Here is a 24,067-nt window from a genome sequence, read left to right as displayed (position 1 = left end):
GGTCGGCCGAAACTCGGCGGTGTTTTCACCGCGCATACCCCGGCCGAAAATGTGGGGAGCCACATGCCTCCGGAATGTGCCCCCGGTCTCCTTCCATCAGACTATCGGGTATCGGAGGCCCGTGGGGGCGTTACGGATCACTCCCGCTGGGCATTATCGATCGTGATGCGAGCGGCCTGGGCCGCGGGCCGCCCACTGGAGGAGGGACCCCTCGATGGGGGAGAAGGTCGTGGCGGAAGCCTTTGACCTGTCCGATCGACAGGCGTACCGCGCCAAGCTCAACCAGTGCCTGGAGGGGCTGGGCAGACTCCTGGCGGAACGGAGGTTCGACCGTCCGCGGAACCTGATGGGGCTGGAGATAGAGCTGAATCTCGCGGGTTCCGACGGGATGCCCCGCATGATGAATCAGCAAGTGCTCCAGCGCATCGCGAGCCGGGATTTCCAGACCGAGCTGGGGATGTTCAATCTCGAAGTGAATATCGTGCCGCACCGCCTCGGCGGCCGGGTTTTCGATCAGCTCGCGGAGGAGTTGCGGACCGGCCTCGCCTATGCGCACCGCAAGGCGGGGGAGGTGGACGCGGGGATCGTGATGATCGGAATCCTGCCCACCCTGGGCGAGCATGACGTGGTGTCCGCCAATCTCTCGGACGTGGACCGTTACACCCTGCTCAACGATCAAATGGCGGCCGCCCGGGGGGAGGATTTCCTCCTGGATATCGAAGGCGTCGAGCGATTGGTCTGCACCTCGCCCTCCATCGCCCCGGAATCGGCCTGCACCTCGGTACAGCTGCACCTCCAGGTGACGCCCGCCCGGTTCGCCGACGTGTGGAACGCCGCCCAGGCGATCACCGGCGTCCAGATCGCCCTGGGCGCCAACTCCCCCTTCCTCTTCGGCAAGGAGCTGTGGCGGGAGTCCCGGCCGCCCCTGTTCCAGCAGGCCACCGACGTGCGGCCGCCGGAGCTGGCCAACCAGGGGGTGCGCCCGAGGACCTGGTTCGGGGAGCGCTGGATCGGCTCCGCCCACGAGCTCTTCGAGGAGAACCTGCGCTACTTCCCGCCGCTGCTGCCGATCTGCGACGACGAGGACCCCCTGAAGGTGCTGGACGAGGGCGGGGTGCCCGGTCTGGCCGAGCTGGTGCTGCACAACGGCACCGTCTACCGCTGGAACCGTCCGGTGTACGGGATCGCCGACGGCGTCCCCCATCTGCGGGTGGAGAACCGGGTGCTGCCCGCCGGGCCGACGGTCACCGATGTGATCGCCAACGCCGCCTTCTACTACGGGCTCGTACGGGCGCTCGCCGAGGAGTCCCGGCCGGTGTGGAGCAGGCTGCCGTTCGAGGCCGCCGAGGAGAATTTCACCGCGGCCTGCCGGCACGGCATCGAGGCCGAGCTGCTCTGGCCGCGGTCGGGCCGCTCCGGCGGGCTGACGAGGATCCCCGCCGTGCAGCTGGTGCTGGAGGAGCTGCTGCCGCTGGCCGCCGCGGGGCTGGACGCCTGGCACATCGAACCCGCCGACCGGGACCGCTATCTCGGGGTGATCGAGGAGCGCTGCAAGCGGCGCGTCAACGGGGCCTCCTGGCAGGTGGCCACGTACGGCCGGGCCCTGGGCGCCGGGCTGGGGCGGGACGCGGCGCTGGCGGCCACCACCCGCCGCTATGCCGAGCTGATGCACGCGGGGGAGCCGGTCCACACCTGGCCGGTGGGCTTCCCGGCCCCCTGAGGCCCCCGGGGACCCGGCGCCGCTGGCGGTTCCCCGGGCGCTCGGGTGGTCCCGGCGTCCTTCCGCCGCGTGGCTGTCGGGCAAGCTATGACGTCCCGGTGGTGTCCCTGGTTGAGGATGAAACGAGGAAAAAAGGGACCGCGCCATCAGCGAGGGTGGTCGTCCCCCGGCCTGTCGCGCATGATCTTCGTATCTCTATTCGAGACCCCGGTGCGGCGGTCGGTGGGATGAGACGTGATCGCAGAACAAAAGGCAGGTGTACAAGTGGAGGCCGGGCGCGTGGCTGATTCTTTTCCCCAGGAGGCCGTGTCACGAAGGATCTCGCGGTCCGAGGTGCTGCTGGTCCTGGCGCTCTCGCTGGGCGCCAGCGCGGTGTCCTCCCTTATCAGTTTCGTCGGATCGCTGACGAAGCCGGGGGGTTTGAAGGACCAGGCGGCGACGCTCAACGGCTCGTACGCTCCGGACCGTCCATGGCTTGATCTGTCATGGCAAATGTTCGGAATCGTAACGGCTCTGGTGCCGGTCGCGCTGGTCGCGCACCTGCTGATCCGGGAAGGAGCGGGGCTGCGGGCCATCGGATTCGACGTGACGAAACCCTGGTTCGACCTCGGCCGCGGAACCCTCGTCGCGGCCGGCATCGGCAGCGCCGGCCTCGCCTTCTACCTGGTGACCCGCGCCACCGGATTCAACCTGACGGTCGTTCCCGAGTCCCTGCCCGAGGTCTGGTGGAAATTTCCCGTACTGATCCTCTCGGCGATCCAGAACTCCGTCGTGGAGGAGGTCATCGTCGTCGGCTATCTGCTGCGCAGACTCGGGCAGTTGGGCTGGACGCCGATGGCCGCGCTGGTGGCCAGCTCCGTGCTGCGCGGGTCGTACCACCTGTATCAGGGGATCGGCGGCTTCATCGGCAACGTGGTGATGGGTGTCGTGTTCGTGCTGCTCTACCGACGCTGGGGCCGGGTGGGCCCGCTGGTCGTCGCGCACGCACTCCTGGACATCGGGGCGTTCGTCGGATACGCCCTGCTCGCCGGCCGGGTCGACTGGCTGCCGACACCGTGAGCACGGTGCCGTCAGGGCGGTGAGGGGGTGCGCCGGAAAAGTCCGCGCACCCCGACGGCCGTCAGAGCGTGGTGAGCAGTTCGCCGTCGATCACCGTGACCGCCGTGCCGGTCAGCAGGGTGCGCTCGCCGCGCAACGCGGTGCGGACCAGCCCCGAACGGGCGGACGCCTGGAGACCGGTGAGGTCGTCGCGGCCGAGGCGGGCCGACCAGAAGGGGGCCAGCGCGGTGTGGGCACTGCCGGTCACCGGGTCCTCGTCGATGCCGACGCCCGGGAAGAAGCCGCGCGAGACGTAGTCGTATCCCCGGGCGGGGTCCTCGGCGGCGGCGGTGGCGATGACACCGCGCCGGGAGTGAGCCGCCAGCGCGGCGAAGTCCGGGGCGAGCGCCCGTACGGCCGCCTCGTCGCGGAGCTCGACGAGCAGGTCGCCGACGTGCTCACCGGTGTCGTGCACTGAGACGGGGTCCGCCCCGAGGGCACCGGCGAGGCCGTACGGCACCGGCTCCTCGGTCAGCGCGGAGGTGGGGAAGTCGAGGGTGAGAGTGCCGTCCTGCCGGGCGGTCGCGGTCAGGATCCCGCAGCGCGCGGCGAAGCGCACCGGGCCCGTGGCCAGACCCGTGGTGTGCAGGACGTGGGCGGTGGCGAGCGTCGCGTGCCCGCACATGTCCACCTCGGTGGCCGGAGTGAACCAGCGCAGCGCCCAGTCGGCCGTGCCGCCCGGCGGCAGTGGGTGGGCGAAGGCCGTCTCGGAGAGGTTGACCTCGGCGGCGATCTCCTGCAGACGTGCGTCGGCCGGGAACGTACCGCTGTCCAGCAGGAGTACGCCGGCGGGGTTCCCGGAGAAGGGGCGGTCGGTGAACGCGTCGACGATGCGAATCCTCATGGGACGACCGTAGATCGCCGGGGCGGAGGCGGGCCAAGGCCAATTCCGGGTGGCCGGCCCCTGACCGGAAATCGAGGGTGTCCCGCAGGGGGATCACTCCGCAGCGGTACGTCCCGGCCCGACCTGGCCGGTAGCACCGCATGCCTGCGGGACCGGGAGCACCCGTCCCAGGCGAGCGAGCGGGGACACGGCCATCAGGACCGGCGACAGCATCATGCCCGCGGCCGACACCAGGAGGCCGGTGCGCAGACCCCACCCCTGTGCGAGGAACCCGCCGAGCAGTGAGCCGAGCGGAGTGAACCCCATCCCGACGAAGGTGATCGTCGCGGCCGCGCGTCCCTGCATCCCGTCCGGTGTGACGGCCTGCCGCACCGACATGACCGTGACGTTCACCAGCTGGCTGAACGTCCCGAACACGAAGTTGGCGGCCAGGAGCGCGAGGACTGTCGCGGTCGAGGAGCCGTGCAGGGCAGGTACGCACAGCAGCGCACCGTTGCCGAGCACCGCCGCCGACACGAGCACCACGCCGTGACCGAACCGGCCCGGCAGCCGTGCGGCCAGGACCGAGCCCAGGAGCGCGCCCGGTCCGGTCGCCGCGAGGGCGAGGCCGACGGTGGCGCCCGTCAGCCGCAGTTCGTGCGTGAGGAAGAGCAGGTAGACGGTCATCGTGGCCGCGAAGGAGAGCTGGAAGGCGGCAGAGGCGAGGCACACGGCCCGCAGCCAGGCGTTCTTGGCGACGAAGCGCAGGCCCTCCCCGATCCGGCGCCGGACCGGGGAGGCGCGCTCCGGTACCGGTGCCACCCGCCCGGGTACGGCTTCGGGACGGCGGATCCGCCGCAGAGACACGAACGAGACCGCGAAGAACAGCGCGGCGGTGGCCGTGGCGACCGGGGCCGACAACAGTGACACCAACGCGCCGCCGAGCGCGGGGCCGCCGATCTGCGCCGCGGACCGGCTGCCCTCCAACGCACTGTTGCCCCGCACGAGTTGGTCGCGCCGCACCATCCGTACGAGGGACGCCTGGTACGCCACGTCGAAGAGGACGGACAGGGCTCCGACGGTGAACGCCGCCACGAACAGCGCGGGCAGACCGAGCAGTCCGAGGAGACCGGCCACGGCCGCCGCCCCCAGGGCCACGGCTCGGCCGGCGTCGGTGAGCACCATCACCGTACGGGCCCGCCACCGGTCCACCCAGGCGCCCGCTAGGAGGGCGAGCAGCAGGATAGGCGCCTGCCCCACGGCGCGGAGGGCGCCCAACTGGCCCGCGCCCGCGTCGAGCGTCAGGACGGCGAAGAGCGGCAGCACGACGAGCGTCGTGTGCTCGCCGAGCTGGGAGGCCGTCTGACCTGCCCAGAGCCTGCGGAAGTCGGCGTCCCGCCAGGGGCCTGGCGGCATGGCTCTGCCGGAATCCGGTACGCCGGAGGAAGGGGAGGGGGAGGAGAGGGGCTGCACAGGAACCTCTGGAGTCGCCGGGCACGAGACCCGCGGCCGGGCGCACGGAGGCGCACCCGGGCATCGGGCGTGAAAGGGGCTCGCTGTGCCGCGACCTCAAGGGCAGCACGCGATGACGGGCCGGTCTGGCTACGACGTCAGCGCGCGCTCGGACGACCGAGCATGTCTCTCCGCTCCTGGTGGGGTCACTCCTCGCCCGGAAGGCTAGCGCTTACCGAGCGGGGGGAGAAAGGCAATTACGGGAGGCACGGAAAGGCGTGGCCGGCCTCGGACGGGTGCGACGGGGCGGCGGTACCCCTCGGCGTCCGCGATGCGGAGCACCGGAGGTCGGCCCCCGCTCCTGACGTTCTCACCACCCTGCCGTTCTCGCTGCCCGTACGGTTTTCACCGCCCGTACGGTTCTCACCCCACGTACGGTTCTCACCGCCCGTACCGTCCCCCTCGGTTCGGGCGACGGGAACGGCACGGGCGGTGAGGCCGCGTCACGCGACGGCGGTGCCCTCGAGCTCGACCAGCTGGCCGGGGACCGCCAGTCGCGTCACCCCGAGCAGGGTGCTGGCCGGCGCCACGTCGGCCGCGCCCAGCCGCCCCGCCAGCGCGCCGTAGTGCCGGCGCAGCAGATCGACGTCGGTCGTGTAGACGTTGAGGCGGACGAGGTTCGCGAGAGACATGCCCGCCTCGCTCAGCACGGCCTCCAGGTTGTCGATGCTCAGCGTCAACTGCGCCGCCATGTCCCCGTCGTGCTGGGGCTTGCCGTCGTCGCTCATCGAGGTCTGCCCCGAGACGTACAGGGTCCGGGTCTGCCCGGAAACTACTTCACCCTGGTTGAACCCCAGGTCCACCGACCACGTCACCGGGTTCACGGCCGTTCGTTCCAGTGCCACTTCAGCTCCATTCGATTCATGGGAGTACGGAGGTCCGTCGGCCCGGCGGTCGCCGGCCTCGACGTCGTACGGGGGAGCCTTCCAAACAAAAGACGACACCCTTGGTCATGTATTTCGCTACCGTTCCCGCATGCGCGCCGACCGATTGGTCTCGTTGGTACTGCTGTTGCGTCAGCGCGGTCGGCTGACCGCCGACACGCTGGCCCGTGAGCTGGAGGTCTCCACCCGCACCGTGCTGCGCGACATCGAGGCACTGTCCGCTGCCGGAGTCCCGGTCTACGCCGAACGCGGCAGGCACGGCGGGTTCGCCCTGCTGCCTGGTTTCCGGACCGAGCTCACCGGGCTGAACCACGACGAGACCCTCGCCCTGCTGGCCGCCGGACCGGGACGCGGGGAGCAGATGTTCGGTCTCGGACCGGCGCTCGCCTCCGCCATGCGGAAGGTGGTCGACGCGCTGCCCGAAAGCCATCAGGCCGCCGCGAGCGACGCGGCTCAGCGGATTCTCGTCGACCCGGAGACCGACCTGCTCTCGCGTCGGCCGGTCATGGACCAGGTACCGGGCACCACCATGATCGAGGTCCGCAGGGCCGTGCTCTCCGGCCGCAAGCTGCGCATCCACTACGCGGCCACGGGCCGGGCGCCGCAGTGGCGCACGGTGGACCCGATCGGCCTGGTGACCGTACGGGACCGGGGCTACCTGCTGGCCACCAGATCAGGCGCGGACCGCACCTACCGGCTGTCACGGGTGCTGGCCGCCGAGGAACTGCCCGAACCGGCCCAGCGGCCGAACCGGGTCGACCTGGACCGGATCTGGCAGGACCGTTCCGCGCGATTCCTCGCCGGCGGCGACCACGTCACCGCGCTGGTACGGGTGGCTCCGGCGCGGCGGGAGGAACTGCTGGGCACCGTGCTGGCCGTCCGCGCGGAAGATCCCGACACGGACGGCTGGCCGCGGCTGGAGGTCACCTTCCAGGACGCGCGGCACGCCGAATGGGCGCTGTGGCGGCTCGGTACGGATGCGGAGGCCCTGGCCCCGCAGTCCTTGCGCAGTGCCCTGCACGACCTGGCCGTCACGCTCGCGGCCCGCTACGGGGCCCAACTCAGTTAGGGCGCGTATCGAGTCCTGATCAATCTGCGGGAATCGACCTCACGAAAGGGACTGGATCGATAGACCTTCTTGCATGACGCGAGTGCAACTCACAGAACAAGAGTGGGAGTTCATCGAGCCGCACCTGCCGATCGGGGGGTGCGGTCCGTACCCCGAGCCCCTGCGGCAGCAGTTCGAGGGCGTGATCTGGCGGTTCAGGACGGGTGGGCAGTGGCGGGAGATGCCGACCGAGTTCGGTGCCTGGTCGACCGTCCACAACCGCTTCCGGCAGTGGCGTGACGCCGGCGTGTTCGAGGCACTGCTGGAGGACCTGATCGCGGAAGCCGCGAAGCGGGGCGAGGTGGACCTATCCCTGGTCAGCGTGGTCTCCACCACCGCGCGGGCCCACCACTACGCGGCCGGGATGCACCTTGATGAGGGCTTCGTCACCGCCCTGGAGAAAGCTGCTGCCGAAGAGGAGAAGGCCAAGTCAAAGGGGGCTCCCTTGAAGGACAAAGCGGGCAGGTCACCGAAGACGATTCCGCTCGGGAAGAGCGGCGACGCATCCGACGCCGGCACAAGCTCCGGCTGAAGGCCGCCCTCCTCGGACGCTCCCGGGGCGGGCAGACCAGCAAGGTCCACCTCGCTGCCGACCGCAAGTGCCGCCCCCTGGCATTCATCCTGACTGCGGGCCAGGCGGCGGACAGCCCGCAGTCCATCTCCGTCCTTGAGAAAGTGCGAGTGCGCGGGCCCGTCGGTCGCCCTCGCACCCGGCCGGACGCGGTCGCTGGGGACAAGGCGTACGCGTCCCGTGGAAACCGCGCCCACCTGCGTAAACGCCGCATCAAGGCGGTCATCCCGGAGAAGCGGGACCAGGCCGCCAATCGGAACGGGAAGGGCTCCAGAGGTGGCTGGCTCGTCAGCCACGACGCCGACCTCCAGTTACCTGGCCGGGCTCTACCTCCGTGCCTCGACGATCTGGATCAGGGATCTCATAGAGTCCACTCCTTGATCGCCGTGAAACGCGCACCGCACCCTGGTCGCCGCCCGCCGCCGGGACCAGGGCGCCGCTCTTGCCTCGAGGTGGCGGTGCCGCCTGTGCTCACATCCCGCCTGCGATTCTCATCACCGTGCCGGTGGCGTAGGAGGCGTCGTCCGAAAGCAGCCAGGCGACTGCTCCGGCGATTTCCTCGGGCTTGCCGGCGCGGCCCATGGGGGTGATCGCCGCCACCTTGGCGGGCCGCTGCGGGTCGGCGTGAAAGTCGGTCCAGATCGTCCCGGGGGCGACGCAGTTAACCCGGACGCCTTCGGCCGCCACTTCCTTGGACAGCCCGACCGTCATGGCGTCCACGGCGGCCTTCGCCGCCGCGTAGTGGACGTAGGTGCCGGGGCTGCCGAGGGTCGCTGCGGCTGAGGAGATGTTTACGATCGCCCCGCCTGCCGTCATGTCGCCGATGGCCCGGCGGGCGCACAGCAGGTAGCCCAGGATGTTGACTTCCAGGGCCTGCCGCATCCCTTCCGGGTCTGCGCTGGTCAGTGGTCCGACCGGCCCGCTCACCCCGGCGTTGTTCACCAGCCCGGTGACCGGTCCCAGGTGCGCGGCGGCAGTATCGAACAGACGGTCCACGTCCGCCGCGTCGGAGGTGTCGACCGCGACCGCGACGGCCGACCTGCCCAGCGCGCGCACCCCTTCGGCCACGACCTCGGCCGCTTCGGCGTCCGACCGGTAGCCGACGGCGACGTCGTGTCCTTCGGCTGCCAGCCGAAGGCAGATCGCCGCGCCGATGCCCCGGCTGCCGCCGGTGACCACAGTCACCCGCTGGCGCTCTCCCCGTTCCGCCATGTTCCGGTCCTTCGAGCTGGGCTGATAGATGATCGATCAAAGACCCACTCTACTCAGACTGCTTCCGTGTCGATCCCCGCCCCCAAGCGCCCGAGGTGAGGCGGTTACGCAGGTGGGCGTGGTTACCGCGAACCAAGGCGGCTTGTCCCGGCACCGCGTCCGGCCGGCCCGAACAGCGTCGGAGACTACGGCTCACTGAACTCCCCAGCTCGGTATGCCATTTGCACCCGCGTGATGCAAAAGGCCTGCAGACCCAAGTCCTCCGGTGAGGACGATTTCCGCAGATTGATCACGACTGGATACGCGCCCTAGGGGCGATGCGGTTCGGGGCCTGCCGCGGTTCAGCGACCGAACGGACGAAGGCGATCGTGCGTGAGCGCAAGCCTCCCCGACGCGAGGCGATGATCTCGTCGACCGGACGGCCGAAGGCTTCGCGGACCGGCTTGCTGTGTACCTTCACCGCGCAGTCGAGGTCGGTGCACAGGAGGAGACCGGTCGCGTCGAGGCGTTCGCGTTTGTCACGTGAGGGGCGTTGGGCGGTGAACAGCGAGACCTCGTTGAAGCGGCGGGCGAACCGGCACAGGTCGCACATCACCGCGCGCGAGCCGCGCGCCGAGTCGTTCGGGGCCTGGCGCAGCACCACTCCCCGCGCTCGGCCGTCGAGCTCGGTGACGAGGTAGGCGTGGGTCGGGGCGCGCATGTCTCTCCAGCCGAGGTAGTCGATCCGGTGCCATCGGACGTCGTCGAACCGGGCCGGCAGGCGGACCTTCTTCGCGGCCGGGTCCAGGTTCACGATCGCGCCGCGCACCTCTTCCCTGGTCATGGGGCGCATGGCTTCTCCTTGCGAGTCGCACACGGGTGCGATCTGTAGTGGGACGGGGGTGTGGGGACCCCGAGCGTCAAGGCGTGGGGGTGGTGGGTGCCGTGTGCCACGGCATCGCGCGGGGGCCGGGTCACGGCGCGAGTCCCATGCGATGGGCGGCGCCGGGGTCCCGCAGGGGTCTCAGCGCCAGGCGCACCAAGGCCAGTGCGTTGTCGTCACCGGCGATGCGATTGGCGCTGAGCTCGCCGCAGGACACGCACTGGTGGATGATCATCCACTCGCCGTCGGGCCTGACCGACATGCCCAGGGCTTCCATCCGGGCGCGGCAGTCCGCGGCCCGGTCGCCCGGCACCCGCCGGTCGACGTGCAGGCTGACCAGGCAGTTCGGACAGTGATTGCGGTGCGTGGTGCCGGGTGCCTCCAGGGGTACGTCCAGTCGGCAGCCCGCGCACCGGAAAGCGTCTCCCCGGTGCCCTCCCTGGCTGTGCAGGACGTCCTTGTACCGCTGCGGCCGCCGTGCGGCCCGGGCGCGGCGACGGGTGTTCTTCGCTCGTCTCGGCATGGCCGGTCCTCTCCTCTCCTTCCGGTTCAGAGGTCGCCGAACGCTTCGAGCGGAAAGGGAGGTTGCGCCAGTGGCCGGACGGCCAACCGCATCAGGATGAGCTGGTTGTCGTCCGTGCGGGCGGGGTGGGAGGTCAGCTCGTCGCACCGCACGCAACGGTGGATGACCACCCAGCCGCCCGTACGCGGCACGGCGACGGCGATCGGCGACATGCGGCCCCGGCAGTCACCGGAGCCGCCGTCGGCGGGGTCGGGAACATGCTGGAACTGCAGGCACGACGGGCAGTGATGGCGCCGTGCGCCGTCGTCGGCGACGGCGGACACGGTCCGGCCGCACCACGCGCAGGAGAAAGCGGTGTTCAGGGCGGTGCGTGGAGTGCTGGAGGGAGTTCTGTTGGTGCTGGACACCCGGGGTGCTCCTTGCTGGGAGGTCTGTGATGACAGCAAGAGCAGGCCGAGCGGCCTCGACGAAGAGGCCCACCCCGTACGACGCGACATGCGTGCGGGCGGAGGAAGGGGCTGATTCAGTGCACCGGAGAGTCACGTCCGGACGCCGTCCGAGAAGGACGGCAGCAGAAAGACGGACTACTGGCTAGACGGTGCAGCGAGGCGCGCGCGGCGCGGGCCGGAACATAAAAATCTCTCTTTTCCAGGGCGCGGAAGCCCAGAACAGACCGAGGAACGCCGTCAGCGTATGCACAGCTCGGTCGGGGGGCCAGCGATTATTTCCCGGCACCGCATCACCGGCTGCCCGCACCGCAACCACACGCGATCGATGAGCGCCCATGGCTTCAGGCCTGCCGGAGCGACCGTCAAGGCTTGTGGAGGGGAGAACCGACCCAGCGACGATATGCGTCCATGTCGACGTTGCTGCCGCACACGATGGTGGCTACGTGCCGGCCGGCGAAGCGCTCACGGTCTTCGAGGATCGCCGCGACGCCGAGCGCGGCCGACGGCTCGACGACGAGGCCGGCCTGGTCGAGGAGCATCCGCATACCGGCGATGATCGACGCCTCCCGGACAAGGACGGCGTCGTCGGCGACCAGGAGGAGGTCGTCCAGGACGGCCGGGATGGGATACCGGCCGGCGACGCCGTCGGCGATGGTGTCGGTCGAGCCGGTGGTGACGACGCGTCGTTGGCGCCACGAGCGTGTCAGCGCCGGTGCGCCCAACGGCTGGACGCAGATCACCTCGACATCGGGAGCCAGGGTTTTCATGACGTGACCCACGCCGGTGGCCAGCGCCCCACCGCCGAGAGCGATCAGAACGGCGTCGAACGACGGCACGGTGTCCACCAGTTCCAGGCCGATGGTCGCCGCGCCCTCGCAGGTCTCGATGTCCAGGCTGTCCTCGACCAGCCGAATGCCGTCATGCCGCGCGATGGCCGCGGCCCGCTGGCGCGCCGGCTCGTGATCGCCGTCCACCAGTTCCAGTCTGGCGCCCAGTGCGCGGATGCGATCGAGCTTGGCCCGGGTCGCGGAGCGGGATGCCACGACGGTGACGTCGAGCCCCCGGCCGCGGCCGGACCAGGCGAGGGCCTGGCCGAGGTTGCCCGCGCTCGCGCACACCACGGCTTGCGAGCCGTCATCGGCGAGCCGGCTCGCAACCACCTCGGTGCCGCGGGCCTTGAAGCTGCGGACCGGGTTCGCCGTTTCTAGCTTGACGCTCAGAGCGCATCCGAGGTGGGGCTCCAGCGCCTCGCAGCGGTACAGCGGAGTGTCGAGAAACATCGGGTCGATCAACCGGCGAGCCGCTCGGATCCGAGCGGTGTCGAGGCGTGTCTCCTGCACGACACAAGAGCCTAAGGGCTGTCCCGGCTGACCCAAAGTCTTTCGCGTGCCGCGTGCCGCGTGCCGCGTGCCGCGTGCCGCGTGCCGCGTGGGCGTGGGCGTGGTCAGGAGGTGACGAGCCCGGCGAGTTTGCGCAGCGACTCCTGGAGCGCCGCCGTCGCGGAGTCCTTGAGACTGCCGCCCATCAGTGAGACCGCCGCACCGGTGAACTCCCCGTCGATGCGCATCGTCGTGGCGTCGCCCTCCGGGGTCAGGGAGTACCGCATGGCCAGGTTGACCCCCATCGGGCCCTTGCCCCGGGTCGCCAGCAGGCGGCCCTCCTCCAGGCCGTCGACCGTCCAGATCACCTCGGCGGGGAAGCCCATGAGCTTCATGTTCTCCTCGTAGGTGGCCGCGAGCTCCAGCCGGGCCGGGCCGCCCTCGGGGAAGCTGGTGTGGGTGGCGTTCCACTCCCCGTACGACGAGAAGTCCGTCAGGCGGCCCCAGACCTTCCCGGCGGGCGCCTCGATGCGTGCCTCGGCGCTGACTTCAGCCATGCGACCACCCCTGGTTCGTCCGGTTTCGGTGTCGCGGAAGGTAGCGGGGGCCGCGTCAACATTCAATACTGATGCGCCGTCAGATCTGTTGGGGCTGTCTGTTCCGCCAGATCACCGCGGAGTCGAACCTGTCCGACGCGCGGGGGTGGGGGCCCTCGTCGTGGCAGTGGAAGGCCGCCCAGAAGAGATCGGCGGGCAGGGCGTCGTCGGGTGCGTACACGCGGTAGACGTACTGCAGCCCGTCCTGGGCGAGCAGCGCGACCATCCAGAACACCCGATCCTCCCCTTCTGCCCCCGCCGCGTCCCTGTGGCGTGGGGGACGTGCGCGCGGGGGCCTGCGGTTGCCGCGGGGGCGTGAGACGCAAGACGGCGCGCTCTCCGGACCGTCATGGTTGTGCCGTTCGGCGCGATCTCATCCGCAAGGATGACGGACGGCTGCGGCGTCCCCAACTTCGGTGGGATGCCCAATGGGTCGCTCCGGGGATGTCTTTCGGCCGTGGGACTGATGGGGTAGAGGTGTGCAAAACCGGACGCCGCGCATGCCTGACCAGCCCGCACCGAACCACGCCGAGAACGATGCCCGCTTCACCGTGGAACTGGCATCGGTGCTGACGGGTGCGCGCAGGCGCGCGCTGCGCGACGGTGACCGGCAGATCGACACCGCCCACCTCCTGCATTCGCTGATCGAGACGGACCCCGAGGTCCGCGAGGCCTTCGACGGTGGGCGCCAGTTGGCCAAGGTGCTCGGTTATCTCGTTCAGCGCAGCATCGGTTACGGGCTCCGCTGGCAGGGCTCCGTCGAGGACTCCGGCGCCGTTCCGGTGGTGCGCGACCCGGCGGTCGACGGCTGGTCGCCCTCGGCCCTCGCCGCGATGGAGGGCGCGCTGTACCGTGCGGCGTCGCGCGGCGAAGCGCGCGCCTCCGGCCTCGATCTGCTCGCCGCCCTGGCGGCCGACACCGAGTGCCGCGCGGTGGAGGTGCTCGCCCGCGGGGGCGTGGACGCGCGGTGGCTGGCGGACCGGGTGGTCGTGCTCACGGCCGAGGTGGCGCGACACGCTTGAGGCGCCCCGTGACGGTGATCCCTCACCGCCTTCCCGCGGTCGCGGCCGGAGGGCCGTCTCGACAGGTGTCATGGGGATGACGGTGCTGTCGACTGCTGCCATGATGTGCCGATGCAAGCGTCTTCGGGATTTCAGGGCAGAAGTGCCGGGCTGGGCCTCGCACTGGTCTCGGCCTTCGCCTTCGGCGGTTCGGGAGTGGCGGCCAAGCCGCTGATCGAGGCAGGGCTCGACCCGCTGCACGTGGTCTGGCTGCGTGTCGCGGGCGCCGCCGTCATCATGCTCCCGGTCGCCTGGCGACACCGGAATCTCGTACGGGAACGCCCCGCGCTGCTGGCCGGGTTCGGCCTGTTCGCGGTGGCCGGGGTCCAGGCCTTCTACTTCGCCTCCATCTCCCGTATCCCGGTCGGGGTGGCGCTGCTGGTGGAATACCTGGCGCCCGCGCTGGTCCTCGGCTGGGTCCGCTTCGTGCAGCGCAGGCCCGTCACCCGGGCCGCCGCGGTCGGTGTGGTGCTGGCGGTCGGCGGCCTGGCGTGTGTCGTCGAGGTCTGGTCCGGGCTCAAGTTCGACCTGCTCGGCCTGTTGTTCGCCCTCGGCGCGGCCTGCTGCCAGGTCGGCTACTTCGTCCTCTCCGACCACGGCGGGCAAGACGGCCGGGACGGCGGGGGCAAGCACGCCGAGCCTCCGCACCCCGTCGGGGTCATCGCGTACGGACTGATCGTCGGCGCGGCCGTCCTCACCGTCGTCGCCCGCCCCTGGGGCATGGACTGGTCGCTGCTCGGCGGCAGCGCGGGCATGAACGGCAATGAGGTCCCCGCCTGGCTGCTGCTCGGCTGGATCGTGCTGCTCGCCACCGTGCTCGCGTACGTCACCGGGGTCGTCTCGGTCCGGCTGCTCTCGCCCCAGGTGGCCGGAGTCGTCGCCTGCCTCGAAGCGGTCATCGCGACCGGACTGGCCTGGGTACTGCTCGGCGAGCACCTCTCCGCACCGCAGCTCATCGGCGGACTCGTGGTCCTGACCGGCGCGTTCATCGCCCAGTCCGCCGCGCCGAAGCCCCCGTCGGGTCCCGTCGCGTCCGGCGTCGGCGCCGGAGCGGCGGCGGGGGTCGTCGAGGGCGAGTTGTCCGGCGGCCGGGCCCCGCACTAGTGTGCCGACCATGCATCTGACTGTGCTGCCGCCCCCTGCCGCCTAGCGCGGGCGGCCACTCCTGACGAAGACCGGGCTCGGGCAGTCCCCGAGCGGCTCGTCGCTGCCCGCGTGCGGAGCCGAGCGACCTGCCACCCTGTCCTCCTCTGGAGAAGTCACATGTCCATCCCTGTTGCTTCCGCGCTGCCCGTCGGGCGGAGCATGCTGTATCTGGTCGTCGCCGGAGTCGCCTGGGGCACCGCCGGCGCGGCTGCCTCCCTGATCTTCCGGGTCAGTGATCTCGGCCCCCTCGCCCTGTCCTTCTGGCGCTGCGTGGGCGGTCTCCTCCTGCTGGCCGGGGCGCTCGCACTGCGCCCCCGCCGGACGCCCCGGGAGCCCGAACCCCGACGTCGCCGACTGTTCCGGATTCTCGGTACGGGCATCGGTCTCACCCTGTTCCAGAGTGCGTACTTCGCGGCGGTCGAGGTCACCGGCCTTGCCGTCGGCACCGTTGTCACGCTCGGCGCCGGGCCCGTCCTGATCGCCGTCGGGGCGCGTCTGCTGCTGGGCGAACGCCTCGGCCGGGGCGGCCTGGTCGCTGTGACCGGCGCGCTGACCGGGCTCGCCGTGCTGGTCCTGGGCGGCGAGGGCGGCGAGGTAGTGCCGGCCGGGGTGCTGCTCGCGCTGCTGTCCGCCTCCGGGTACGCGGCCATCACGCTGCTCACCCGCTGGCTCGGCCGGCACGGCGGCGGCGGTGACGCGCTGACCACCAGCGCCTGGGCGTTCGGCATCGGGGCGGTGGGCCTGCTGCCCATGGCCATGGCCGAGGGGCTGGCGCCGCACACCGCCGAGACGGGGCAGGTGCTGTGGCTGCTGGTCTATGTGGCCGCGGTCCCCACGGCGCTCGCCTACGCGCTGTACTTCGCCGGGGCGGCCGCCGTCCGGTCGGCCACCGTCTCCGTGATCATGCTCCTGGAGCCGGTGAGCGCGGCCGTCATCGCGGTGACCGTCCTGCGGGAGCGGCTGACGACGGCCACGGTCCTCGGCACGTTGCTCCTGCTGACCGCGGTGGCCGGACTGGCCCTCGCGGAGGCGCGCGGCGCGGCGGCGGCCCGCCGGGGGGAGGGCCTGGCCGTGTGAGGCCCCTGCCCGGCGGCGTGGCGGGTGCCGGTCGCGGCGGCCGTGGCCGCCGCGACCTCGGCGGGTCGGCGGGCCGCCGCGGCCTGCGTCAGAGTGCGGACAGGTACTCCGGTACGGCGATGGCCGGATCCATGTCGTCCGCGGGGACCGGCGCCGCGTAGCCCCGGGTGAGCGGCACGATGCCGGTCCAGTGGGGGAGCGCGCTGTCCTCGGGCTCGTCGTTGGGCCCGCCGGTGCGGACCTTCGCGGACACTTCGTTCAGGTCCAGCCGGATCACCGCTGTCGCGGCGAGTTCCTTGGCGTCGGCCGGCCGGGAGTCGCGGGAGCGGCCGGGCACGACCTGGTCCACGATCGCGTCCAGGGCGAGCCGACGCTCCTCGGGGTCGGTCACCGTCACGGCCGTGCCGTGCACCACCACCGAGCGGTAGTTCATCGAGTGGTGGAAGGCGGACCTGGCGAGCACGAGGGCGTCGACGTGGGTGACCGTCAGGCAGACCGGCAGCCCCGGGTCGGCGCTCCTGGCCGACCGTAGCGGTCGCGAGCCCGTGGAACCGTGGACGTACAGCCGCTCTCCTATCCTGCCGAAGAGGGTCGGCAGGACGACCGGGGCGCCGTCGCGCACGAAGCCCAGGTGACAGAGGCAGGCCTCGTCGAGGATGGAGTGGACCAGTTCGCGGTCGTAGGAGGCGCGGTCCTTGGCCCGGGTGGGCACCGTGCGGTCGGTGGGCAGGTAGGGGGCGGCGACGCCGGAGCCCGTGCCGTCGGGCGTTGCGGTGTGCTGCATTTGCTGACTCCATTGCACTAGTGCATACTGTTGTTTGTGCTAGGAGAGTATCGGATCAGTGGGCGGCGCGCAGCAGAGATCGCCGCCAGTGTGGAGCGCGGGGTCGGCTCCGGAGACCTTCCGCCGGGCCATGTGCTGCCCCCCATGCGGGAGTTGGCCGCGCGTCTGGAGGTCAACCCCAATACCGTGGCCGCCGCCTACCGGACGCTGCGCGAGCGCGGCGTGATCGAGACGGCGGGCCGGCGGGGGAGCCGGGTGCGTCCGGCCCCGGCCAGCACGTCGCGCGGCTCACTGCGGATCGAAGCGCCCCCGGGCGTCCGGGATCTCGGCGAGGGAAATCCCGATCCGGAGCTGCTGCCCGGCCTCGGGCCGGCGCTCGCGGCGGCCGCCGCGGCCGACGCGGAGAGCCATGGTCTGTACGGGCAGGCCGCGGTGGTCGCGGAGTTCGCCGCGTACGCCCGCGCCGTGCTGGACGCCGACGGGGTGCCCGCCGGGCCGGTCGCCGTGACGTCCGGAGCGCTGGACGCGATCGAGCGGGTCCTCGCGGCGCACCTGAAGCCGGGTGACGCGGTGGCGGTGGAGGATCCCGGCTGGGGCAGCGTGCTCGACCTCGTACCGGCGCTCGGGCTGCGCGCCGTGCCGGTCGGCGTGGACGACTCCGGCCCGCTGCCCGCGGATGTGGAGCGGGCGCTGCGGGCCGGGGCGCGGGCCCTGGTCGTCACCGACCGGGCGCAGAACCCGACCGGCGCGTCCCTGGACGCGCCGCGCGCCCGGGAACTGCGCGCGGTCCTCGGGCGCCACCCGGACGTGCTGCTGATCGAGGACGACCACGGACACGCCATCGTGGACCTGCCGCTGCACCCGCTGGCCGGGGTGACGGCCAACTGGGCGTTCATCCGTTCGGCGGCCAAGGCGTACGGCCCCGATCTGCGGGTGGCCACGCTCACCGGGGACGCCGTCACGGTCGACCGGGTGGCGGGGCGGCAGCGGCTCGGGCCCGGTTGGGTCAGCCGGCTGCTCCAGCGTGCCGTGCTCCACCTGTGGACCTCGGGAGCCGTCGACACCCTTGCGGTGTCCCGCTCCTACGGGGACCGCCGGGACGCGCTCATCCACGCGCTGGCGGAGCGCGGCGTGAGCGCCCGGGGCCGTAGCGGGATGAACGTGTGGGTGCCCGTGAGCGACGAGACCGGGGCCGTCGCCCGGCTGCTCCACGCGGGCTGGGCGGCGGCCCCGGGCGCACGCTTCCGGCTGGACACGCCCCAGGGGGTGCGGCTCACCGTCTCCCCGCTGACCGCGGCGGACATCGGGCCCCTGGCGGACGCGGTGGCCGCGGCAGCGGGTCCCGCACGGCCGGTCAGCTACGGCTGAGACCGGCGGCGTCCACGTCCGGTGGCCCGGCTCGGTCCGCCGCGGGTTCCGGCGGTACGGCTCGGTCCGCCGCGGGTTCCGGTGGGGCGGCGGCCGGGACGGCCGTGGGCTCCTGCGCGGCGGGGACAAGAGCCTCCGCGGGCTCGGTTGCGGTGGCGGGGCGGGCCCGGCTCTGGGTGAGGGCCGCCCCGACGAGGACGATCAGCGCCCCGACCGGGGTGTTCCAGCTCAGCTGTTCGCCGAGCAGTGCGACGCCTGCCGCCGTCGCGATCACCGGGACGAAGTACGTGACCATCTGGGCCGTCGTCGGACCGACCTCCTGGACCAGGCCGTACTGGAGCAGGACGGCGAGGCCCGTGCCCAGCGCGCCCAGGGCGAGCACCGAGACCGTCGGGAGCAGCGGAAAGGACGTCGGCGCCGAGGTGAACAGCGGCGTAACCACGGCCAGTTGCAACGTCCCGAGGAAGAGCTGGCTGCCCGTCAGCGCCAACGTCGACGACCCGGTCCCGGCCAGGGTGCGGCGTACGTAGATCCAGCCGACCGGATAGCAGAACGAGGCGAGCAGCGCCATGCCCGTACCCGGCAGGTCCAGGCCGGAGAAGCCCTGCCAGGCGCCCAGCACCGTGAGGACGCCGAGGAAGCCGACGCCGAGGCCGCCGACCCGGCGGCGGGTCGGGCGGTCCTCCGACAGGGCGACCACCGAGAGCGCCATGCCCCACAGCGGCGAGGTCGCGTTGCAGATACCGGCCAGCGTCGAGGGGATCGTCAGCTCCGCGTAGGAGAAGAGCGAGAACGGCAGTGCGTTGAGCAGGAGCGCCGCGACCGTGAGGTGCCCCCAGGTCCGGACGGAGCGCGGCAGCCGTTCCCGGCGCATCGCCATGGCGGCGACCAGCACCGCCGTACCGGCCAGCAGCCGGCCGAAGGTGACCTGGAACGGGGCGTAGCCGTCGGTCCCGATCTTGATCAGCAGAAAGCTGAACCCCCAGATGAGCGAGAGCCCCGCGAACCGGATCCGCCAGTCGAGGGCGGGGCGCCGCGCGGCGGACGCTCTCGGGGCGGGCGGAGGAGGTGGCGGGGAAGGTGGCGGGGGAGGTGCCGACGCCGGGGCCATGACCCCCGGCTCGCAGGGAGCGCTCATGAGGTCAACCCTGACGAAGATGACATCGTAGGACAAGCGAATCTTTCTGCGCTCGTTCGCGTAGCATCGCTTACATGTTGAACCTGGAGCGGCTGCGCACGCTGGACGCCCTCGCCCGGCACGGCTCCGTGAGCGGGGCGGCCGACGGGCTGCACGTCACGACCTCGGCGGTCTCGCAGCAGCTGGCGAAGCTGGAGCGTGAGGTCGGGCAGCGGCTGCTCGCCAAGCACGGCCGGGGCGTCCGGCTCACGGACGCCGGCCGGCTCCTCGCGGACCACGCCGCGCGGATCCTGTCGCAGGTGGAGCTGGCCCAGTCCGACATCGAGGCACAGCGCGGCGAGGTCGTCGGCGAGGTGCGGATCTGCGCCTTCCCGACGGCGGCTCGCGGGCTGTTCCCCGCGATGCTCACCGCGCTGCGCGCGGACCACCCCGATCTCGCCGTCCGTACCCGGGAGCTGGAGCCCGAACAGGGGCTGCGCGCGGTGCTCCGCGGAGACGTCGACCTGGCCGTCGTGCTCGACTGGAGCAACAAGCGGCTGCCTGTGCCCGGCGGGCTGGCCAAGGCCGAACTCCTCGACGACGCGCCGGACATCGCCATGCCGGCCGGGCATCCGCTGGCCGACCGTGACGAGGTGGAGCTGGAGGACTTCGCGGACGACCCGTGGGTGTCCTGGCCCGAGGGCGAATTCTGTTACGAGTGGCTGATGTTCACGCTGCGCTCGCGTGGTATCGAGCCCCGCATCGCCCATCTGGCGGGTGAGCACCACACCCAACTCGCGCTGATCGCTGCTGGGTTCGGCGTCTGTGTGGCTCCTCGGCTGGGGCGCGGTCCGGTCCCCGAAGGCGTGCGGCTGGTGCCGGTGCGGCAGACCATGCGGCGGCACGTCCACGCGGTCTGGCGCACGGACGCGGACCGCAGGCCGTCGGTCCGCGCCGCGGTGAAGGCGCTGCGGGCGGCGGGGGCTGGGGCGGGTGTGGGCGTGGGTGTGGCGGCGCACGGTGGATGAGCCCTGGAAATAGGCGGGTCGGGGCCGCGGGCGGGAGCTCAGGAGAGATCGGCGAGCTTGCGGAAGTCCCAGGAGGTGATCGTCTCCGGGGTGAGCCGCAGCCAGGCGTGCCGTCCGTCGTGCGGCATCTCCGCCATGCCGAAGTACTTCGCGGGGAACAGCCGCTCCGGCTCGGCGAGTTCGGGGCAGGGCTCGCCCGTGCGGGGCGCCTCGCCGACGAACTCCGCCCGGCCGGTGAGCTCCACGCCGCGCAGCTCCTCGTACCCCTCGCCGTCGTCCACGACCACGGCGATCCGGGCGTCCCCGTGCAGCTGGGACCAGCGCAGGCTGCGCGTGATGGAGTACAGCCAGAGGGAGTCGCCGTCCCAGACGAACCACAGGGCGCCGACGTGCGGGGCGCCGTCGGGGCCGAGCGTCGCCACCCGGCAGGTGCGCTGTTCGCGGAGATAGGCGTCACGCTCCCCGGGCGTCATCATGATCCGGCGGCCTCGTCGCTGGGTGTCGGTCATGGTCGCCCTCTCCCGTGATTTGACGCTACGTCAGGAAGTGTGGGGGCTCTTCCCTCGTGACGCAATGGCCGTTACTCTCGCGCGCCCGGTCCGTCTACGGGGGAGTCCGTCCACAGAAGTCCGTCCACGGGAGTCCGTCCACGGGAGTCCGTCCACGGGAGTCCGTCCACGGGAGCGCGTCCTCCCGGTCGGCGGTCACAGAGAAGGGGAGGAGCGCCCGTGCCGTCGAGGCCATCACAGGAGCGGCTCACCGAACTGCTCGACCCCGCCACCACCGTCCTGCTGACCGTCGAGTGCCAGCAGGGCGTCGTGGGGCCGGACAGCGCCCTGCCCGAACTCGCCGCCGCAGCTCGCTCGTCGGGCGCGCTCGACAACATCGCCCGCCTCGTCGCCGCCGCCCACGGGAGCGGAGTCCAGGTGATGCACGCGGTCGCCGAGAGCAGGCCCGACGGTCGCGGCGGCAACCACAACGCCCGGCTCTTCCGCGCCGCCGCCCGGCTGCCCGTCCAGCAGTACACCGGCAGCACCGCCGTCCGGGTCGCGGCCCCCATCGAGGTGGCCGACGAGGACCTCGTCGTCCGCCGGCTGCACGGCCTCTCGCCGCTGGCCGGCACCGACGTCGACCCGCTGCTGCGCAACCTGGGCTGCCGGACGCTCGTCGTCACGGGCGTATCGGCCAATATCGCGATCCCCAACGCCGTCTTCGACGCGGTCAACCTTGGCTACACGGCCGTCGTCCCGGCCGACGCCATCGCGGGGGTGCCCGCCGAGTACACCCCCGCGATGGTCCGCAACACGCTCGCCCTCGTCGCCACTGTCACCACCACGGACGCCGTGCTCGGCGGCTGGCAGCGACCGCGCAGGCGGGGGACGGGGCAGGGAGCGGCTACGCCAGCCTGATCGAGCCGCCCTCGACGGTGATCTCACGGGCGGGCAGCGGTCGCGTGGCGGGCCCGCCGGTCGGGCCGCCCGTGGCGGCGTCGAACGTGGAGTTGTGACAGGGGCACGTGATCGTGCCGTCCGATACGTCCTTGACCGCGCAGCCCTGATGGGTACACGTGGACGAGAACGCCTTGAACTCGCCCGGCTGCGGTTGGGTCACCACGACCTTCTGCGCGGCGAAGACCACCCCGCCGCCCTTCGGGATGTCCGCGGTCGCGGCGAGTACCTCTCCACCCTTCCCGCCGCCGCTCCCGGGCTGCTCGACCGTTTCCGAACCTCCCGAACCTCCCGAACCTCCCGAACCTGTCGAACCTTCCGACCCGTCCGATCCGTCCGATCCGCCGCACGCGGTGAGGGCGGCGGCCGCTCCTGCCGCTCCCACCGCGGCGACGACCGTGCGGCGTCCGAGGAGGCTCCGGCGTCCCTGCGTTGCGCTCATCGCGGCATTCCCTTCGTCGGTCTTCCCGGCTCGGTCACTTCGGTCAGGGTTACGTGCCCCGGGGACACGATGGTCACGCCGAGACCCCGGGATCTCGGGGTGCCGCGATGTCGGGATGCCGTTGGGCGGCCCCGGGCGGGGGAGGTTCCGCCGCCGAGCACGGCTTCCATCCGCCCGTCGACGAACAGGTCGGTACTCGCCACATCACGTACGCGAAAAGCGGGTTGGAGAAGGAGGCCGTGTTCAACAGGAATGTGGTCGGCCGTTTTCGTGTGGTCGGACATTCCTCGCCATCGATCACTCTCGGTTACTATGCTCACTTCATGCCGGAGGCCGGCAGTAAGGGGCGCGGCACCATCGACGGTCTGCTGGGGAGGGGCGGAGGCATCGGCTCGCTGGCCGAATCTCCCCGGATTCTCCCCAGCGTCGTCGACCGGTGACCCCTGCCTCTACGCCCCGGAGGAGTCGTCCGTGGATTGTAAGGCTGAAGAGATGGGTGGCCTGGGAAAGTGTTGGAAGAGGTCGTAGCGACTCGCTACGTCACGCCTCTGCGTGAGGGTGGCTCGCTCCCCGGAATCGTCGAGGCAGACGACCTGGGCACATACGTCATGAAGTTCACCGGGGCGGGACAGGGCCGCAAGACGCTCGTCGCGGAGATCATCTGCGGGGAACTGGGCCGTCGGCTGGGGCTGCGGGTGCCGGAGCTGGTGACCATCGAGCTCGACCCCGTCATCGGACTCGCCGAGCCCGACGAGGAGGTGCAGGAGCTGCTCCGCGCGAGCGGCGGACTGAATCTCGGGATGGACTACCTGCCGGGCTCGTTCGGGTTCGATCCGCTCGCCTACGAGGTCGGGGCCGCCGAGGCCGGCCGGATCGTCTGGTTCGACGCGCTGATCAACAACGTGGACCGCTCCTGGCGCAACCCGAACCTGCTCGTCTGGCATGGCGACCTCTGGCTCATCGACCACGGCGCGACCATGATCTGGCACCACAACTGGCCCGGCGCCCAGGCCTCCGCCGCCAAGCCGTACAACGCCTCCGACCACGTCCTGGCGCCCTTCGGGCCGGACATCGCGGCCGCGGCCGCCGAGCTCGCCCCGCTGGTCACCGAGGAACTGCTCACCGAGGTGGCCGCCGACGTGCCGGACGTCTGGCTGGCCGACGAGCCCGGCTTCGCCTCCGCCGACGAGGTGCGCCGGGCCTACATCGCACCGCTGCTCGCGCGGGCCGCCGACATCCACGCGCGGATCACGCTGGACGCGCCGGCCTCGACCCGGCCCTCCCAGGCGCCGGGCTGGCTCACCGAGCGGCTGCCGCCCCGGCCGAAGCGGGCCGCCGACGACCGCGCCGCGGCGTCCGCCCGTACCGGCGAGGAGGGTGGCCGATGACGCGCCGCGACGTCTTCGAGTACGCGCTCCTGCGCGTCGTGCCCCGCGTCGAGCGGGGGGAGTGCTTCAACGCCGGGGTGCTCGTCTACTGCCGGGCACACTCGTTCGTCGCCGCCCGTACGCACCTCGACGAGGCGAAGCTGAAGGCTCTGGACCCGGGCGCCGATGTCATCGGGGTGCGGGCCGCCCTGCGCGCCGTGGAGGGGGTCTGCGGCGGCGGTGAGGGGGCCGGTCAGGCGGCGGGCGACGACGCCGGGCGACGGTTCCGCTGGTTGATCGCCCCCCGCTCCACGGTCGTCCAGCCCGGCGCCGTGCACAGCGGCCTGACCGCCGACCCGGCCGGTGAGGTGGAACGGCTGCTCGACCTCCTCGTGCGCTGATCGACGCCCCGGCGGGACCCTGACGGCACAGCGGCGGGCGCTTCCGCCCGGTGTGACGTACGGCCCGCCGGGGCGTGCGCCGTTGACACCGGGTGCCAGGGCTTCTAGCGTCTCGTCTGCTGAAGGTACTAAGCGGTTGCTCAGCAACCGG

The 24,067-nt window shown here is 71.7% G+C and carries 25 protein-coding genes and 1 pseudogene; 12 read left to right on the top strand and 14 right to left on the bottom strand.

Features of this window, described 5'->3' with window-relative positions; genetic code table 11:
* Window positions 1–214 precede the first annotated feature (214 nt).
* Together ACH4KB_RS28955 and ACH4KB_RS28950 are read left to right on the top strand one after the other, a co-directional pair.
* Complete coding sequence (locus ACH4KB_RS28955) at window positions 215–1,720, top strand: glutamate--cysteine ligase (RefSeq protein ID WP_398068793.1); 1,506 nt, start codon at window positions 215–217, stop codon at window positions 1,718–1,720.
* Window positions 1,721–1,999: 279 nt separating this feature from the next.
* Window positions 2,000–2,779: a CPBP family intramembrane glutamic endopeptidase gene (locus ACH4KB_RS28950; RefSeq protein WP_398068792.1), complete on the top strand. Its 780-nt coding sequence runs from the start codon at window positions 2,000–2,002 to the stop codon at window positions 2,777–2,779.
* Between the two features lie 61 nt (window positions 2,780–2,840).
* On the opposite strand, the gene ACH4KB_RS28945 is transcribed toward ACH4KB_RS28950, so the two are convergent.
* The 3 genes from ACH4KB_RS28945 to ACH4KB_RS28935 all read right to left on the bottom strand — a co-directional run bounded on the left by ACH4KB_RS28945 (window position 2,841) and on the right by ACH4KB_RS28935 (window position 5,992).
* Window positions 2,841–3,662, bottom strand: coding sequence for a PhzF family phenazine biosynthesis protein (locus ACH4KB_RS28945; RefSeq protein WP_398068791.1), 822 nt, complete (start codon window positions 3,660–3,662; stop codon window positions 2,841–2,843).
* A 93-nt stretch (window positions 3,663–3,755) separates the two neighbouring features.
* Window positions 3,756–5,057 (bottom strand): MFS transporter, encoded by a 1,302-nt coding sequence (locus ACH4KB_RS28940; RefSeq protein ID WP_398068790.1) that lies wholly within the window; start codon window positions 5,055–5,057, stop codon window positions 3,756–3,758.
* A 539-nt stretch (window positions 5,058–5,596) separates the two neighbouring features.
* Window positions 5,597–5,992 (bottom strand): RidA family protein, encoded by a 396-nt coding sequence (locus ACH4KB_RS28935; RefSeq protein ID WP_398068818.1) that lies wholly within the window; start codon window positions 5,990–5,992, stop codon window positions 5,597–5,599.
* 136 nt (window positions 5,993–6,128) lie between these two features.
* Between ACH4KB_RS28935 and ACH4KB_RS28930 the strand changes: the two genes are divergently transcribed.
* Window positions 6,129–7,106 carry a helix-turn-helix transcriptional regulator gene (locus tag ACH4KB_RS28930; RefSeq protein ID WP_398068789.1) on the top strand — a complete coding sequence of 326 codons (978 nt, stop codon included), beginning with the start codon at window positions 6,129–6,131 and terminating at the stop codon, window positions 7,104–7,106.
* A 73-nt stretch (window positions 7,107–7,179) separates the two neighbouring features.
* Window positions 7,180–8,097, top strand: a pseudogene (locus tag ACH4KB_RS28925) (transposase).
* A 90-nt stretch (window positions 8,098–8,187) separates the two neighbouring features.
* Here the strand turns inward: ACH4KB_RS28925 and ACH4KB_RS28920 are convergent.
* The 7 genes from ACH4KB_RS28920 to ACH4KB_RS28890 all read right to left on the bottom strand — a co-directional run bounded on the left by ACH4KB_RS28920 (window position 8,188) and on the right by ACH4KB_RS28890 (window position 12,912).
* The gene (locus ACH4KB_RS28920) at window positions 8,188–8,928 is read right to left on the bottom strand and encodes an SDR family NAD(P)-dependent oxidoreductase (protein ID WP_398068788.1); all 741 of its coding nucleotides are present in this window, start codon (window positions 8,926–8,928) and stop codon (window positions 8,188–8,190) included.
* A 289-nt stretch (window positions 8,929–9,217) separates the two neighbouring features.
* Entirely contained in the window at window positions 9,218–9,760 is a 543-nt protein-coding gene (locus tag ACH4KB_RS28915) for an FBP domain-containing protein (protein ID WP_398068787.1), read from the bottom strand.
* Window positions 9,761–9,881: 121 nt separating this feature from the next.
* Window positions 9,882–10,313: an RNHCP domain-containing protein gene (locus tag ACH4KB_RS28910; RefSeq protein ID WP_398068786.1), complete on the bottom strand. Its 432-nt coding sequence runs from the start codon at window positions 10,311–10,313 to the stop codon at window positions 9,882–9,884.
* A gap of 26 nt (window positions 10,314–10,339) precedes the next feature.
* Window positions 10,340–10,720, bottom strand: a complete 381-nt coding sequence (locus ACH4KB_RS28905; protein ID WP_398068785.1) for an RNHCP domain-containing protein — start codon at window positions 10,718–10,720, stop codon at window positions 10,340–10,342.
* Window positions 10,721–11,124: 404 nt separating this feature from the next.
* Complete coding sequence (locus ACH4KB_RS28900; RefSeq protein ID WP_398068784.1) at window positions 11,125–12,102, bottom strand: threonine/serine dehydratase; 978 nt, start codon at window positions 12,100–12,102, stop codon at window positions 11,125–11,127.
* A 104-nt stretch (window positions 12,103–12,206) separates the two neighbouring features.
* Window positions 12,207–12,638, bottom strand: coding sequence for an SRPBCC family protein (locus ACH4KB_RS28895; RefSeq protein WP_398068783.1), 432 nt, complete (start codon window positions 12,636–12,638; stop codon window positions 12,207–12,209).
* A gap of 79 nt (window positions 12,639–12,717) precedes the next feature.
* On the bottom strand, window positions 12,718–12,912 hold the full coding sequence (locus ACH4KB_RS28890) for a hypothetical protein (protein ID WP_398068782.1): 195 nt from the start codon (window positions 12,910–12,912) through the stop codon (window positions 12,718–12,720).
* Window positions 12,913–13,156: 244 nt separating this feature from the next.
* On the opposite strand from ACH4KB_RS28890, the gene ACH4KB_RS28885 reads away from it, so the two are divergent.
* From ACH4KB_RS28885 to ACH4KB_RS28875, 3 genes are all read left to right on the top strand, one after another.
* Entirely contained in the window at window positions 13,157–13,699 is a 543-nt protein-coding gene (locus tag ACH4KB_RS28885; protein WP_398068781.1) for a Clp protease N-terminal domain-containing protein, read from the top strand.
* A 111-nt stretch (window positions 13,700–13,810) separates the two neighbouring features.
* Window positions 13,811–14,842, top strand: a complete 1,032-nt coding sequence (locus ACH4KB_RS28880) for an EamA family transporter (RefSeq protein ID WP_398068780.1) — start codon at window positions 13,811–13,813, stop codon at window positions 14,840–14,842.
* Between the two features lie 159 nt (window positions 14,843–15,001).
* On the top strand, window positions 15,002–15,961 hold the full coding sequence (locus ACH4KB_RS28875) for a DMT family transporter (protein ID WP_398068779.1): 960 nt from the start codon (window positions 15,002–15,004) through the stop codon (window positions 15,959–15,961).
* An 88-nt stretch (window positions 15,962–16,049) separates the two neighbouring features.
* Here the strand turns inward: ACH4KB_RS28875 and ACH4KB_RS28870 are convergent, their stop codons facing one another.
* Entirely contained in the window at window positions 16,050–16,745 is a 696-nt protein-coding gene (locus ACH4KB_RS28870) for a pyridoxamine 5'-phosphate oxidase family protein (protein WP_398068778.1), read from the bottom strand.
* A gap of 36 nt (window positions 16,746–16,781) precedes the next feature.
* Between ACH4KB_RS28870 and ACH4KB_RS28865 the strand changes: the two genes are divergently transcribed.
* Window positions 16,782–18,113 carry an aminotransferase class I/II-fold pyridoxal phosphate-dependent enzyme gene (locus ACH4KB_RS28865; protein WP_398068777.1) on the top strand — a complete coding sequence of 444 codons (1,332 nt, stop codon included), beginning with the start codon at window positions 16,782–16,784 and terminating at the stop codon, window positions 18,111–18,113.
* Here ACH4KB_RS28865 and ACH4KB_RS28860 read toward each other — a convergent pair.
* On the bottom strand, window positions 18,100–19,251 hold the full coding sequence (locus ACH4KB_RS28860) for a DMT family transporter (RefSeq protein ID WP_398068776.1): 1,152 nt from the start codon (window positions 19,249–19,251) through the stop codon (window positions 18,100–18,102). The two genes, ACH4KB_RS28865 and ACH4KB_RS28860, sit on opposite strands and share 14 nt — an antisense overlap.
* A gap of 74 nt (window positions 19,252–19,325) precedes the next feature.
* Here ACH4KB_RS28860 and ACH4KB_RS28855 point away from each other — a divergent pair, with 74 nt between their 5' ends.
* Window positions 19,326–20,258 carry a LysR family transcriptional regulator gene (locus ACH4KB_RS28855; RefSeq protein WP_398068775.1) on the top strand — a complete coding sequence of 311 codons (933 nt, stop codon included), beginning with the start codon at window positions 19,326–19,328 and terminating at the stop codon, window positions 20,256–20,258.
* A 38-nt stretch (window positions 20,259–20,296) separates the two neighbouring features.
* Here the strand turns inward: ACH4KB_RS28855 and ACH4KB_RS28850 are convergent, their stop codons facing one another.
* On the bottom strand, window positions 20,297–20,767 hold the full coding sequence (locus tag ACH4KB_RS28850) for a pyridoxamine 5'-phosphate oxidase family protein (protein WP_398068774.1): 471 nt from the start codon (window positions 20,765–20,767) through the stop codon (window positions 20,297–20,299).
* A gap of 219 nt (window positions 20,768–20,986) precedes the next feature.
* On the opposite strand from ACH4KB_RS28850, the gene ACH4KB_RS28845 reads away from it, so the two are divergent.
* Window positions 20,987–21,667, top strand: a complete 681-nt coding sequence (locus ACH4KB_RS28845; protein ID WP_398068773.1) for a cysteine hydrolase — start codon at window positions 20,987–20,989, stop codon at window positions 21,665–21,667.
* Here ACH4KB_RS28845 and ACH4KB_RS28840 read toward each other — a convergent pair.
* Window positions 21,654–22,148 carry a Rieske (2Fe-2S) protein gene (locus ACH4KB_RS28840; protein ID WP_398068772.1) on the bottom strand — a complete coding sequence of 165 codons (495 nt, stop codon included), beginning with the start codon at window positions 22,146–22,148 and terminating at the stop codon, window positions 21,654–21,656. The two genes, ACH4KB_RS28845 and ACH4KB_RS28840, sit on opposite strands and share 14 nt — an antisense overlap.
* Window positions 22,149–22,657: 509 nt before the next feature.
* Here ACH4KB_RS28840 and ACH4KB_RS28835 point away from each other — a divergent pair.
* Entirely contained in the window at window positions 22,658–23,536 is an 879-nt protein-coding gene (locus ACH4KB_RS28835; RefSeq protein ID WP_398068771.1) for a HipA family kinase, read from the top strand.
* Complete coding sequence (locus tag ACH4KB_RS28830; RefSeq protein ID WP_398068770.1) at window positions 23,533–23,916, top strand: DUF3037 domain-containing protein; 384 nt, start codon at window positions 23,533–23,535, stop codon at window positions 23,914–23,916. Before ACH4KB_RS28835 ends, ACH4KB_RS28830 begins: the two co-directional genes overlap by 4 nt.
* Window positions 23,917–24,067 lie beyond the last annotated feature (151 nt).

Origin of the sequence: Streptomyces sp. NPDC017520 (assembly GCF_044329855.1) — a bacterium.
Lineage (GTDB): Bacteria > Actinomycetota > Actinomycetes > Streptomycetales > Streptomycetaceae > Streptomyces.
This window is presented reverse-complemented; position numbering and strand designations above follow the sequence as displayed.